This window comes from Rhodococcus sp. NPDC060086 (assembly GCF_042730275.1).
Taxonomy (GTDB): Bacteria; Actinomycetota; Actinomycetes; order Mycobacteriales; family Mycobacteriaceae; genus Rhodococcus.
The window spans coordinates 1-13,025 of record NZ_JBHWWZ010000036.1 but is presented as its reverse complement, the minus strand read 5'-3'; the positions used below and the strand labels follow the sequence as shown (position 1 = coordinate 13,025).

The 13,025-nt window shown below is 67.2% G+C and carries 12 protein-coding genes; 6 read left to right on the top strand and 6 right to left on the bottom strand.

What is annotated here, in order from left to right:
• The first annotated feature begins 42 nt into the window (after positions 1 to 42).
• Positions 43 to 435 carry a hypothetical protein gene (locus tag ACFWB0_RS18360; protein ID WP_378491893.1) on the top strand — a complete coding sequence of 131 codons (393 nt, stop codon included), beginning with the start codon at positions 43 to 45 and terminating at the stop codon, positions 433 to 435.
• Positions 436 to 438: 3 nt separating this feature from the next.
• Positions 439 to 1,611 (top strand): MFS transporter, encoded by a 1,173-nt coding sequence (locus ACFWB0_RS18355; RefSeq protein ID WP_378491892.1) that lies wholly within the window; start codon positions 439 to 441, stop codon positions 1,609 to 1,611.
• Here ACFWB0_RS18355 and ACFWB0_RS18350 read toward each other — a convergent pair.
• Complete coding sequence (locus tag ACFWB0_RS18350; RefSeq protein ID WP_378491891.1) at positions 1,608 to 3,545, bottom strand: VWA domain-containing protein; 1,938 nt, start codon at positions 3,543 to 3,545, stop codon at positions 1,608 to 1,610. The two genes, ACFWB0_RS18355 and ACFWB0_RS18350, sit on opposite strands and share 4 nt — an antisense overlap.
• A complete protein-coding gene (locus ACFWB0_RS18345) occupies positions 3,545 to 4,930 on the bottom strand; it encodes a sigma 54-interacting transcriptional regulator (protein WP_378491890.1) in 1,386 nt (461 codons plus the stop codon). The genes ACFWB0_RS18350 and ACFWB0_RS18345 overlap by 1 nt, the downstream gene beginning before the upstream one ends.
• 99 nt (positions 4,931 to 5,029) lie before the next feature.
• On the opposite strand from ACFWB0_RS18345, the gene ACFWB0_RS18340 reads away from it, so the two are divergent.
• The 3 genes from ACFWB0_RS18340 (at position 5,030) to ACFWB0_RS18330 (ending at position 7,217) form a co-directional block, all read left to right on the top strand.
• Positions 5,030 to 5,611 carry a DUF4126 domain-containing protein gene (locus ACFWB0_RS18340; protein ID WP_378491889.1) on the top strand — a complete coding sequence of 194 codons (582 nt, stop codon included), beginning with the start codon at positions 5,030 to 5,032 and terminating at the stop codon, positions 5,609 to 5,611.
• A 38-nt stretch (positions 5,612 to 5,649) separates the two neighbouring features.
• Positions 5,650 to 6,711 (top strand): alpha/beta hydrolase, encoded by a 1,062-nt coding sequence (locus tag ACFWB0_RS18335; RefSeq protein WP_378491888.1) that lies wholly within the window; start codon positions 5,650 to 5,652, stop codon positions 6,709 to 6,711.
• Positions 6,712 to 6,986: 275 nt separating this feature from the next.
• Positions 6,987 to 7,217 (top strand): hypothetical protein, encoded by a 231-nt coding sequence (locus ACFWB0_RS18330; RefSeq protein WP_378491887.1) that lies wholly within the window; start codon positions 6,987 to 6,989, stop codon positions 7,215 to 7,217.
• 59 nt (positions 7,218 to 7,276) lie between these two features.
• Here the strand turns inward: ACFWB0_RS18330 and purH are convergent, their stop codons facing one another.
• The 4 genes from purH to ACFWB0_RS18310 are packed head-to-tail and all read right to left on the bottom strand — an operon-like array spanning position 7,277 to position 12,180.
• Entirely contained in the window at positions 7,277 to 8,869 is a 1,593-nt protein-coding gene (gene purH / locus ACFWB0_RS18325) for a bifunctional phosphoribosylaminoimidazolecarboxamide formyltransferase/IMP cyclohydrolase (RefSeq protein WP_378491886.1), read from the bottom strand.
• Positions 8,856 to 9,503 (bottom strand): phosphoribosylglycinamide formyltransferase, encoded by a 648-nt coding sequence (gene purN, locus ACFWB0_RS18320; RefSeq protein WP_378491932.1) that lies wholly within the window; start codon positions 9,501 to 9,503, stop codon positions 8,856 to 8,858. Before purN ends, purH begins: the two co-directional genes overlap by 14 nt.
• A gap of 54 nt (positions 9,504 to 9,557) precedes the next feature.
• The gene (locus ACFWB0_RS18315) at positions 9,558 to 11,159 is read right to left on the bottom strand and encodes a DUF6350 family protein (RefSeq protein ID WP_378491885.1); all 1,602 of its coding nucleotides are present in this window, start codon (positions 11,157 to 11,159) and stop codon (positions 9,558 to 9,560) included.
• Positions 11,160 to 11,208: 49 nt separating this feature from the next.
• On the bottom strand, positions 11,209 to 12,180 hold the full coding sequence (locus ACFWB0_RS18310) for a DUF5336 domain-containing protein (protein WP_378491884.1): 972 nt from the start codon (positions 12,178 to 12,180) through the stop codon (positions 11,209 to 11,211).
• Positions 12,181 to 12,244: 64 nt separating this feature from the next.
• Here ACFWB0_RS18310 and ACFWB0_RS18305 point away from each other — a divergent pair, with 64 nt between their 5' ends.
• On the top strand, positions 12,245 to 12,865 hold the full coding sequence (locus ACFWB0_RS18305; RefSeq protein WP_378491883.1) for an IMPACT family protein: 621 nt from the start codon (positions 12,245 to 12,247) through the stop codon (positions 12,863 to 12,865).
• The last annotated feature ends 160 nt before the right edge of the window (positions 12,866 to 13,025 follow it).

The following is a 13,025-nucleotide window of genomic DNA, read 5'->3' as shown; positions in this document are numbered from 1 at the left end:
GGCCTCCACACATTGCCACGTGGCACGCCTACGGTGGAAAGCATGCGTCTGTTCGTGCTCCTCGCCTGCTGCCTTCTCGCCGCCGCCTGCGGTTCGACACCCCCGGACGTCGAGCCGCTACCGGAGAGTCCCGAACCCGCAGGCGCCACGGTGTTTTCGGCGCGACCCGACATCGTCGAGGCTCATCCTCTGACGATCACGTCTTTCTCGCGCAGCGGCGACGACCGGATCTCGCTGCATTTCGAGACCGGAACTCCGCAGTGCTTCGGCGTCGATCCGACCGTGACCGAGACCGACGACGTCGTGACGGTGTCGCTGATGGGCGGCACCTTGCCCGAGATGCAGGACAGCATGTGCATCATGGTCGCGGTGTTCGGAACCATCGAGGTTCAGTTGGAGTCACCGCTCGGGGATCGAGTGGTCACCGCCGCCTGACCCATGCAGTCTCCTCCTCGGCACTGGCTCCTCTACCTCTGCGTCTCCACCGCACTGCTGCATGCGGCATTCCAGTCGGTGCGCGTCCTCGTCTCGTACCGGATCCTCTCCCTCGGCGGCGACGCCGCGGCGATCGGCATCATCACTGCCCTGTATGCGCTCGTACCGTTGCTCGCGGCGGTCCGGATGGGACGTGCCGTCGACCGCGGTCACGCCACCGTGATCCTGCGTGTCGGGATCGTCGTGTCCACGGTGGGGGTCGGACTGATCGCGATGAGTTCGGGCCTGCTCGTGCTCGGACTCGGCAACATCGTGCTCGGGCTCGGCCAGCTGCTCGTCACCGTGTCCGGTCAGGCATTCGTCTCGATCCTGTCGCCGCCGGGCGAACTCGACCGTGGCTTTGCCGGCATCACCCTCGGTGTGTCGATCGGGCAGGCGGTGGGCGTACCGATCGCGGGTGCGATCGCCGCGACACACAGCACCGGCGACGGCGACGTCGAGACCACGGGCGCACTCGTGGCGATGACTGTGCTGGCGGCGCTCGCGTTGCCCTTCGTCCTCGGCTTGCGGCAACCGCCCGGATCGGGGCGCAGCGCCGACGACGGGCCACCCCAATCGGTACGTTCGATGCTCGCCACCCCCGGCATGAAGCCCGCGATGTTGTCGAGCCTGATCGTGCTGGCCTCCGTCGACCTCATCGTGGTGTACCTGCCGCTTCTCGGTGAGAAGTTCGGATTCGGGGTGCTGCTCGTGTCGGCGCTGCTCACCGCGCGGACCGTCGCGTCGATCGTGTCGCGCGCGTTGCTGCCGTGGGCGCTGCGACGGATCCCGCGTCGGCAGCTGCTGTTGTCGGCGACGGCGGGCACGATCGTGCCGGTCGCGTTGATCCCGCTGGTGCCGAATCCGTGGGTGATCGGTGTGCTGCTCGCGGTGTGCGGGGTGTTCTGGGGTGTGGGGCAACCGCTGACGATGACGTGGGTCGTCGGGCTGGTCGCGCCGCCGGATCGAGCGTCGGCGCTCGCGGTGCGGCTCACCGGAAACCGTCTCGGTCAGGTGATGGTGCCGCTCGCGGCGGGCGCGATCGCCGGCGTCGCGGGTGTCGCCTCGGTGTTCTGGGTGACGGCGGCCCTGCTGTCGGCGGCGGCCACCTCGACGTGGCGCGCCCTGCGCAGCTAGCGACGCCGCCGCATCCGCACGTAGTTGCCCACCACCGCGGCACCGAGACCATCGAGATCCGGCGCCACCACCCGGCCACCCACACGCCGCGCCATGTGGTCGACGATCCGTGCGAGCCCGGGATCGTCGCCGAGACGGAAGATCGTCACCTGCGCATCGATCTTCGCGAGATGATCGAGTTCCCGCACGGTCAGCCCGAGTGTCCGTGCGCTGGGCGGATAGTCGAACGCCGCGTACCCGTCCGGTTCGAGGTGCGCGGTGGGCTCGCCGTCGGTGACGACGAGCACCACCGGCTGCGCGTTCGGATGACGTCGTACGTGTCTGCCCGCGAGCAACAGCGCGTGATGCAGGTTGGTGCCCTGCTCGTAGACGCCGTCCAACCCTGCGAGTTCGGGGGCCGTCACGACGCGCGCGTGCCGTCCGAACGCGATGAGTTGCAGTGCATCGCCGCGAAAGCGGGTGGACACCAAGTGGTTCAATGCGAGCGCGGTGCGCTTCATGGGCACCCATCGTCCGTCCATGACCATCGAGAACGAGGTGTCGACGAGAAGCGCGACCGCGGCCTGCGCACGCTGTTCCGTCTCGACCACTTCGACGTCCGACACCGCCATCCGCACGGGCACCCCCGGATCGCGCAGGGTCGCATTGGTCAAGGTCCGAACCACATCCCACGGTTCGGTGTCGCCGAATTCCCACTGCTTGGTGGCCCCGGTCGGTTCACCCATCGCACCCGCGCGGCGCGTCTCGCGTTGCCCGCCCCGCGACGAGATCCGGTTCATCACATCGCGCAGCGCGTGCTGCCCGAGTTGCCGCATCGCCTTCGGCGACAAGCGCCACTGTCCGTCGGCACCGCGATCGAAGAACCCCTGTTTCTGCAGTTCCTTTTCGAGTTCGGCGAGGGTTCGCGCATCGGCGGCGGCTTCCGGGCCGAGGTGACGTTCGAGTGCGTCGAGGTCGACGTCGTCGAGCGATGCACCCGCATACTGCTGCGACAGCTGCTCGGCGAGCTGGTCGAGTTCGGAGATCTCCTGCAGCGCACCGGTGCCCTCTCCGAGCCCCATGCCCTCGTCGCCACGGAACCGCTGCGACCCCGTCCAATCTTCACCGGGCCTTGCCGCGCGCAGGTTCCCGTCGAGCCGGTCGAGCTGCTGCATGAGGTCGGGTGATCCGAATGCCTGCTGAGCCAGCGCATCGAGCTCGTCGCGCTGTTCCTGCGTCAGCGAATTGCGCAGTCGCTGCGCCGCGGCAGCACGCTGCGCGAGAGAGTCGAGCAGTTCCTCGACGTTCTGCGGATTCTCCGGGAAGAACTCGCCGTGCTCGGCCATGAACTGCTCGAAATCTTCCGGGGTGTCCTCACCGCGGGAGTGCTTGTCGAGCAGATCGTTGAGGTCCGAGAGCATCTCGGCGATGCGCTGCCGATCTTCGGCGGTCGCGCCCTCGAGCGCTTGTTTCATCCCCGTGAATCGCTGGTCGAGCATCTCCCGGCCCAGCAGGTCGCGGATCTTCTCGTAGTCCTCGCGCGCCTGGGTGCTGCGCCAGTCGTAGTCGGCGAGTTCCTGCACGGCTTGCGCCGTGGAACCCGGAAGTTCCTCCATGCGCATCTCCGAGAAGCGCGCATCGTCGTCGAGGGCCCGCGCGAGCGTTTTCCGTTCTTCGAGGACCGCCTTGTCCAGCAGTTCGCGTACTTCCCGCAGGGTGCCGTCGAGGTTGGTGCGGTCGAGTAGCTCACGCTTACGCCGGTTCGCCTGCGCCGCAAGTTTGTCCAAGCCTCGCATGTTGTCCTGACCGCGCCGGAGCAGCTCGCGGAGGGCCTGCCGCGGGGAGCTCCCGGCGAGGACGTCGTCGCCGATCGAGGCGAGTGCCTCGCGCAGATCCACCGGCGGAGCGAGCGGGTCACCGCCGTGATACGGACCGTAGCGAGCGGCCCGACTCATCAGGAGTACACCGCCGCGCCGTCGTCGCCGGTGTCCTTGGAGATCCGGCGTGCGAGGTAGAGCCCTTCGAGGGCGAGTTCGATTGCGGATGCCCTGGATCCGGGGTCGCTCGCGTCGAGGCGGTCGGCGACGTCGTCGAGCACTGGCAGTTCCGGCAGCTCGTCGAGCAGTACTTTCGCCGTGATCCGCTCACCTGTCACCACGGGCTCGCCCTGTTCGACGGCCGAGACAAGGGGCGCGAGATCGATGCCTGCGAGGCGGGCGCGGGCGGTCTCTGCGGTCGCGCGACGCAGCAGATGGTCGAGGACCTCGAATTCGCGTCCTTCTTCACCGGACTCGAATTCGACCTTGCCGCGCAGCACCTCGACGACCGTGGCGAGATCGACCGGGCGCGCCACCGGGTCGGCCTCCCCCAGCACCGCACCGCGGCGCACGGCCGCGGCGGCGACGGTCTCGGCACCCGCGACCGCGAACCGCGCCGACACACCGGAACGCTGATCGACGGACGTCGACTCACGCAGCAGCCGGGTGAAGCGCGCGAGGATCTCGAGCAGGAATCCTGGGACGCGTGCCTGCAGGTCGGCTTCCTGCTCGATGACCGCGATCTCGTCGCGGAGTTCCATCGGGTAGTGGGTGCGGATCTCGGCGCCGAAGCGGTCCTTGAGCGGAGTGATGATGCGCCCGCGGTTCGTGTAGTCCTCCGGGTTGGCGCTCGCCACGAGCAGCACGTCGAGCGGAAGCCTGATGGTGTATCCGCGCACCTGGATGTCGCGTTCCTCCATCACGTTCAGCAGCGACACCTGGATGCGTTCGGCGAGGTCGGGCAGCTCGTTGACGGCGACGATGCCGCGGTGCGAACGCGGCACGAGACCGAAGTGGATGGTCTCGGGGTCGCCGAGGCTGCGACCCTCCGCGACCTTGACGGGGTCGACGTCGCCCACGAGGTCGGCGACGGACGTGTCCGGCGTGGCCAGCTTCTCCGAGTAACGCTCACTGCGGTGCCGCCACGCGACGGGCAGGTCGTCGCCGAGTTCGGCCGCGCGACGGATCGACGCGGGTGTGATCGGCTCGTAGGGATGCTCGCCAAGTTCCGACCCGGCGATCACGGGTGTCCATTCGTCGAGCAGTAGCGGCAGGGTGCGCAGCAGCCTGGTCTTGCCCTGACCTCGCTCACCGAGCAACACCACGTCGTGGCCGGCAAGCAAGGCCCGTTCGAGCTGCGGGACCACCGTCTCGTCGAATCCGACGATGCCGGGCCACGGGTCGGCGCCGTCGCGTAGCGCTGTGAGCAGGTTCTGCCTGATCTCATCCTTGACGGAGCGCTGCACGTGTCCGGACGCGCGCAGCTCACCGAGGGTGGATGGGCGGGATGTGGGTGACGTCACCTCACCCAAGGTACGACCGTCGCGTCGTTTCGGCATCCCCTCCGGTTTCCGGGGCGTGAAAGGGCAGCGCCGGGGCGTGTCGCACTTACACTTCCGCTCATGGACACCTGGCTCCTGGCGACACTGCTCGGTCTCGGCCTGGCCGCCGCGACCGGGTTGCGCACGTTCCTCCCGCTGCTGATGTTGAGCGCGGCCGTGCACTTCGAACTGTTCGGCATTGTCGTGGGTGATTCGATGCAGTGGGTCGGTTCCACGGCGGCGCTCACGGCGCTGGCGATCGCGACCGTCGCGGAGGTGCTCGCAGATCTGATCCCGTTCGTCGACAATGCATTGTCTCTGGCCGGTACGGTCACTCGCCCGATCGCGGGTGCGCTGGTGGCGTGGGCGGCGTTCAGCAATCTCGATCCGACGTGGGCGGCGATCGCCGGGATCGTCGTGGGCGCGCCCACCGCGCTTGCGGTGAGCACCGCGCAGACCGGCACCCGCGCCGTGAGTACCGCCACAACCGCGGGAGCAGGCAACCCCGTGTTGTCGGTGGTCGACAGCACCGTGTCGTTCGTGACGTCGCTGATCGCGCTGGTCCTGCCGCTGCTCATCATCCCTTTGTTGATCTTGTTCGGCTGGGTCGGGTTCAAGGGATACGACCGGATGCGACGCGCACGCCGCGCACGACCGGCCTGAATGCCCGCACGGTCGGATCCTTCTGATAGACAAATGACATGTCGGACACCGAAATCACCTTTTCCAGCGGCGATGTGACCCTGCACGGCAGCATGCGCATCCCCGTCTCGATCAAGGGAGCGGTACCGGCAGTTCTGTTGCTCGCGGGCAGCGGCCCCACCGATCGCAACGGCGACAGCGCCCTGCTCCCGGGCCCGATCGGGACGCTTCGCCATCTCGCCGACGTCCTCGAAGACAACGGGTTCGCCAGCCTGCGCTACGACAAGCTCGGCAGCGGCACCACAGGCCTCGGCCCTTACGAAGTCGAAGACGTCGCCGATCTCGGATTCTCGACGTTCATCGACGCAGCCGCCGATGCAATGGCGTTCCTCGCACGGCAACGTGGTGTCGACTCCACACGGATGTACGTCATCGGGCACAGCGAGGGTGCGCTCATCGCCCTGGCGCTCGCCCAGGACACCGCTCAACACGACAGCAAGGCGAGCGGAGCGGCGGGGAACGAGAGCAAGGCGAGCGGAGCGACGGGGAACGAGAGCAAGGCGAGCGGAGCGACGGGGAACGAGATCGACATCAAGGGCCTCGGTCTGCTCGAGCCGCTGGCCGTGCGCCTGCTCGACCTGCTGACCGCCCAGATCGACGCCCAGCTCGACGCCGTGGTGTCCGCGCGGCAGCTCCCGGTGCAGATCGCCGACGAACTACGTGTCGCGCTGGCGGGTGCCGTCGAGTCACTGCGCGCCGACGGCACGCTGAGCGACAACCTGCCCGAGCCGCTGCGCAACGCAGGTCTCGTCTCGGCCAACGCAAAGGCACTCGCCGAAGAGGATGCACTCGATCCGCGGATGCTCGCCGCGCAGGTCGACGGCAATCTCCCCGTGCTCACCACCGTCTCGTCGAAAGACATCCAGGTTCGCATCGAGGACGTCGACGCGCTCGACTCCGCCCTGGTGCACACCCGGTTGACGTCGCTGCGCATGCAGCGCACCAACCACGTCCTCAAGGACATCGGCGACCAGCAGTCCACCGGTTCCGACTACGTCGCCGACCTGCCCTACTCCCAGGAGTTCACCTCCGGTTTCGAGAAGTGGCTCAAATCGCTCTGACCAGGTCGTCCGCGACGCGTCGGGGAATTTTAGATGTCACTTACGCGTCGATAGTGTATGGTTTGCCGTTAACCCGCTGGAGTACTCGAGAAAGGTACGGTCCGATGCAACGTCAGTATCACTTCTGTAAGCGCCGCTTCGTACCGTTCGCCTTCTTCCACTCCCACGTAGCCCCGCGGCAACCCCGAGAATAGAGTCCTCGACGACTCGCCTCTCGGGCACCCGGGCACTTCGCCCCGGGTGCCTTTTTCTTTACCTTCCAACAGGAGAACACCATGAAATTCCGACTCACCGCTATGGGCGAGATCCCGCAAGAGCTGCCCGAAGATCTCACAGGCCACGCCATCACCATCGATCTCAGCCACGTCGACGCCGAGAAGGGCGCCGAAGCCGCAGATCTCATCCGCCGACTGCTCGATCGCGGCGCTGCCCGCCTCGTCATCGCCGACGACCGCGGGATCCTCGAAGACCCCGCACAGCACACCGCCCACTCGCACGCCGCCTGACAACAGCGACTGTGAGTGGGCGGTAGCCCTGCGAAGATCGACTCAGCGCAGGATCTTGCTCAGTGTGCGAAGTGGCGCGCACCCGTCAGGTACAGCGTGACTCCGGCCTCGCGAGCAGCGTCGATGACCTCGTTGTCGCGCACCGATCCGCCCGGCTGCACCACGGCCTTGACGCCCGCCTCGGTCAGAACCTGCAGGCCGTCCGCGAACGGGAAGAACGCGTCGGACGCCGCAACGGAACCGACGACACGATCACCGGCGCGGGTCACAGCGAGCCGCGACGAATCGACCCGGTTTACCTGCCCCATACCGACACCGACGGTCGCGCCGCCCGACACCAGCAGAATCGCGTTCGACTTCACGGCACGCACCGTACGCCACGCGAACTCGAGGTCGCGCAGAGTTGCCTCGTCGGCGGGGTCACCGCACGCAAGCTGCCAGTTGGCGGGCGAATCACCCTCGGCAGTGAGCGCGTCGCGCTCCTGTAGAAGCAGACCACCGGAGATCTGACGCATCTCGATCTGCGCCGACTTCGGCGGATCCGCACGCAGGATCCGGATGTTCTTCTTGCGGGAGAGCACCTCGACGGCACCGTCGGCGTACGAGGGGGCGATGATCACCTCGGTGAAGATCTCGGCGACCTGCTCGGCCATCTTCACACTGACCTCGCGGTTCGCGGCGATCACGCCACCGAACGCCGAGACCGGGTCGCACTCGTGCGCATTGCGGTGGGCTGCGGCGATGTCGTCGGAGATCGCGATGCCACACGGGTTGGCGTGCTTGATGATCGCGACGCACGGCTCACTGTGGTCGTGCGCAGAGCGCCACGCGGCGTCGGCGTCCTGGTAGTTGTTGTACGACATTTCCTTGCCGTGGAACTGCTCGGCCTGCGCCAGCCCGGGCTCGCCACCCTCGGACACGTACAGTGCCGCGGCCTGGTGCGGGTTCTCGCCGTAGCGCAGCACGTTCGTCCGCGTCCACGTCGCGCCTGCCCATTCCGGGAACTGGGACCTATCCTCAGTGGCATTCCCCGTCGCTTCGCTCGCCCCGGACTCAGCTGCATAACCGCTGTTCATCCAGCTCGCGACCGCAACGTCGTACGCGGCGGTGTGCTGGAAGGCCTGCGCCGCGAGACGCTTGCGCTGCGCCAGCGTGAAGCCGCCACCCTTGACGGATTCGAGAACGTCACCGTAACCGGCGGGGTCGACGACCACAGCCACCGACGGATGGTTCTTCGCGGCAGCACGCACCATGGACGGGCCACCGATATCGATCTGCTCGACGCACTCGTCGGGGGTCGCGCCCGATGCCACGGTCTGCGTGAACGGGTACAGGTTGACGATCACCAGCTCGAAGGCCTCGATGCCGAGATCGGCGATCTGGTCGAGGTGGTCCTGCTTGCGAGTGTCGGCGAGGATGCCTGCGTGCACACGCGGGTGCAGCGTCTTGACGCGACCTTCGAGGCATTCGGGGAACCCGGTGAGCTCCTCGACCCGGGTCACGGGCACGCCTGCTCCGGCGATCGTCGCGGCGGTGGAGCCGGTGGACACCAGTTCGACGCCCGCATCGTGCAGCCCACTCGCCAGCTCGACCAGTCCGCTCTTGTCGTAGACGCTGACCAGTGCGCGGCGCACAGTCTTACGTTCGGTCACTGGGGATCACGGCCTTTCGTCCATCGGATACAACTCCACGGGTCGCGACGGCGGCGACAACGTCGGCCAGCAAGCGTCGTTCCACAACCTTGATGCGTTCGTGCAGGGCCGCCTCGTCGTCGCCGTCGAGAACCGGCACCGGTTCCTGCGCGAGAATCGGCCCGGTATCCACACCACCGTCGACGAGATGCACGGTCGACCCGGTGACCTTCACGCCGTAGGCCAGCGCGTCGGGGACGGCGTGTGCACCGGGGAACGACGGCAGCAGAGCGGGGTGCGTATTGATGATTCGCCCACCGAAACGTTCGAGGAACGCGGAACCCAGGATCTTCATGAACCCTGCAGTGACGATCAGGTCGGGTTCGTGTTTCGCGACGGCGGCCGTGAGGGCGCGATCCCACTCGGTGCGATCGGCGTAGTCGCGCAGCGCGACCTCGAACTGCGGAATGCCTGCGCCGTCGGCGTGCTCTTGCGCGGTGCACACGCGGTCCACCCCGACCGCGACGATCTGCGCGGGATACCCGTCGGTACGGGTCGCGGCGAGGAGCGAATGCAGCAGACTTCCCGTACCCGAAGCGAGGACGACGATCCGCGCGGGCGCGGTGGGCGGCAGCTGGTCACGCGAGGCAGTCAGCGCTCTACTCCTGGAACTCGAGGGGGCAGGCCGGAAAGGCGGCCGCCTCAGAGACTAGTCGCCGCCCTTCTTGCGCTTGTCTTCGACCTCCCCGTCGACAACGCCGGACGCCCCACGACCCGTCCCCGCATCCGCCGCCGTGTCCGACTCGTCTGTGTCCGACTCCTCCACATCCGACTCGTCGTCTTCGAGTGCGACGACCTCCGCCTCGATGACGTTGGGATCGCCGTCGGTGCCTGTGTCGTCTGCGTCGTCTGCGTCGTCTGCGTCGTCTGTGTCGGGGCCCTCGATCGCCTTGACCTCGCCGTCGGTGTCGTCATCATCGTGGTCGAGGTCGTCGTGCTCGTCGTCGTATTCGTCGGTGTCGTATTCGTCGTCGTCATATTCGTCGTCGTCATACTCGTCGGCGTCGTATTCGTCGTCGACCGTCTGCGCCGCGACGAACTTGCCTTCCCGCCACATCAACAGCTGAGCGGTGATCAGCCCGAGCAGGCCAACCCACGCGAAGACCAGAACACCGGTGAGCCACCAGTTGCTGCCCACGATCCCGAAGATCCCGAGCGGGCCGCCCGCTGCCCAAGTCAGCAGAGCGATCGCGATTCCGGTCTGGGCGGCTGTCGCGAGAATCGTCAGCGACGCGTCGGCGCTACGCACCGGCACACCATCTGCCTGCGCCTGCAGGACGCGCTGTGCGACGAACCGGCCCGCAAGCGCGCCGACAGTCGCCGGCACGGCAAGCATCACCGGCCAGAACGCAGCCGCAGGACCGGCCGGAATCGCAGCGAGGACGGGGAGTGCCGGCAGATCGCCGCCGCTCGCCTCGAACAGACTCAACCGGACGTCGCCGAACTGCACGGTGCTTCCGGCCAGAATCGATGAGGAGCCGAAGAAGACATTGGGCAGGTAGAGGATCGACAGCACCGTCAGCCCCAGGACGCCGACGACTCCCCCACCGCGCTCGAGCAGGTCTCCCATGGTGGTCCACGACAACGCCATGCCCACCGCGGTGAGCACACCACCCATCAGGAACATGCTCAGCAGCGCTCGCACCGCCGGGCGTAGCGACAGAACGAGCCATTCCGGGATGTCGTAGCGTCGGCACACCACCTGCCACGTCCGAGAACCGACTCCCAGCACTGCAGCAAGCAGGTACAGACCGGTCACCCAGGCCAGAGCGGCAGCCGCGTTGGGCGGCGCCACTGGGAGCACACCCGCGGCGTCCTGCATCACGACGAGTGCGACAACCGTGATCACCAAGGGCCCCGCGATGGTCGCGGCGATGATTCGCAACGCGTCCTGCAGCGTCAGGTTCTGTTCGGTGTGGTCGATGGTCGCATCCACGGCCGCGGCACTCGCCCGCGCCGCCTGCCACACGATGAGCGCTGTGGGAAGCAGTGGCAGCACGCCGAGTGAGGTGCCGTCGATCGTCAGGGTCACCTGGTGCAGTGCAAGCCATGTACCGGCGATCGCCGCGTAGATTCCCGTGAGATCGCTGTTCACCGCGACCATCGTGGTCACCACGAGGGTCGCGACGAAGGCGATCGTCACCGCGGGAACACGCGTCGCCGCAGCGATCAGGATCCGGAAGCGCTCCGAGTCGAGCTGGTCGTCCTCGGAGGGTGTGTGCCGAACGGGCCGGCCGAGCGTCGAAGTCATCGCCTCGATGGTTGCACCGTCGGCCGGTCGACGGTGTCAGGCGCGCCGATCACCGCTGGTCGTCGGGTGCACGGAACACCTGGGTCGGCGCCTCGTCGGTGTTCTCGGCCACAGGTACCGTGCCCGATCCCGTGTCGCGGGACCGATCCGGCTCGGTCTGTTCGTGCGACTGCACCGGTTCGTGCGACTGCGTCTGCTCGTTCGACTGCGTCTGCTCGTTCGACTGCGTCTGCTCGTTCGACACTGCCTCGCGCTGTGCCGCCGCGTACGGCTGCAGGTATTCGCTGTAGGGGGCTTGCTGGGGTATCTGCCCCGAGAACTGGTCCTGCTGGCCGGGGTAGGGCTGCTGCATTCCCGGGTTCTGCATCCGACCGGGTTGCTGCTGTGCTCCGAACTGCTGCTGTTGTGCTCCGAATTGCTGGGCAGGATATTGCCCACCCTGCTGGGCAGGATATTGCCCACCGTATTGACCGGCCGGAAACTGCTGAGGGAAGCCCTGCTGTGCAACACCCTGCTGTGCAACACCCTGCTGGGTACCGCCCTGCTGGAAGGGTTGCTGTGGGAAGCCCTGCCCGTACCCGCCGTGCTGGGCAGGTCGCTGCCCCGGCACAAGGACACCTATCCCGAAGAGCAACGCGAACACGGCGAGCGCCGTCTGAATGAGACCGAGGACGAGGATCGTCACGCCGCCCCAGGCGATGCCCGTGTCCTGGGGCAGGTGGAACAGCTGGAACAGCGACGTGACGAAACCGACCCCCGACGCGACCACCGCGGCCGCGCGCAGGTCTTGGCCCGGCAGCAACGACAGGGCCGCACAACCACCGCCGAACAGCAGCAGCGCGAGCGGCACGACCGCAAAGCCGAAGTCGAACGACGACAGCGACACGAACGAGCCGAACGTGATCCTCACGTATGGGGCCAGTCCGACGATGAAGTTCACGATGCCGAGGACTGCCACACCGATGGGCAACAGCAACGGCACAACCTTGCTCGGCACGGATGGGCCGCTGGTGTATGACATCGAGCCTCCTGCAGTAGTCGGTCGCTGATCACCACCCTATGCATCCGGCGCCAGAATGGTGGCCATGCCGCACACACTCGCGCCAGGATCGGACATTGCCGTCGAGACGGAGGTGAAGAACTCGCGTTTCCTCGCCGCGCTCCGTCGCGTGGATTCGTCCGAGGACGCCACGGCATTCATCGGCGAGCAACGTCGGCTGTACCCCGACGCACGTCACCACTGCTGGGCCTTCGTGGTGGGTGACGATCAGGCGCACCGCGCAGAGCGGTCGAGTGACGACGGCGAGCCCGGCGGCACGGCCGGGGTGCCGATGATGCAGGTGCTGCACCATCGCGACCTCGTGAACGTCGTCGTGGTGGTCACCCGATGGTTCGGCGGCATCAAACTCGGTGCGGGAGGTCTCGTGCGCGCGTATTCGGGCGCGGTGTCGACGGCGCTGGACACCGCCTCGCTCGTCGAACGCCGCAAACGCGAGAAATTCACTTTGGGAGTCGGGCATGCCGATGCCGGACGACTCGAAGCAGAGTTGCGGGGGCGCGGAGTGGTGCTGCTCGACGTCGCCTACACGGACCGAGTGGTGTTCACGGTCGCCGGTGATCCGACCGAACTTGAAGGCCTGGTGGCGTCGCTGACCTCGGGTACAGGTGAGCTCGAGCCCGCGGGCACCGAATGGATCGATCGGTGAACCGGCCAGAACCTCTCCCCCACACCTGAGCGAATGGCTCATTCGGCTTGTCAGAACTAGCGAGGGATACATTCGCTCAGCGACGCGATGGGGCGCGGGTCGACGAACAAGACGGTGGGAACGCGAACGCGGCGCCCTCCCGAACCGTGAGGTTCGGGAG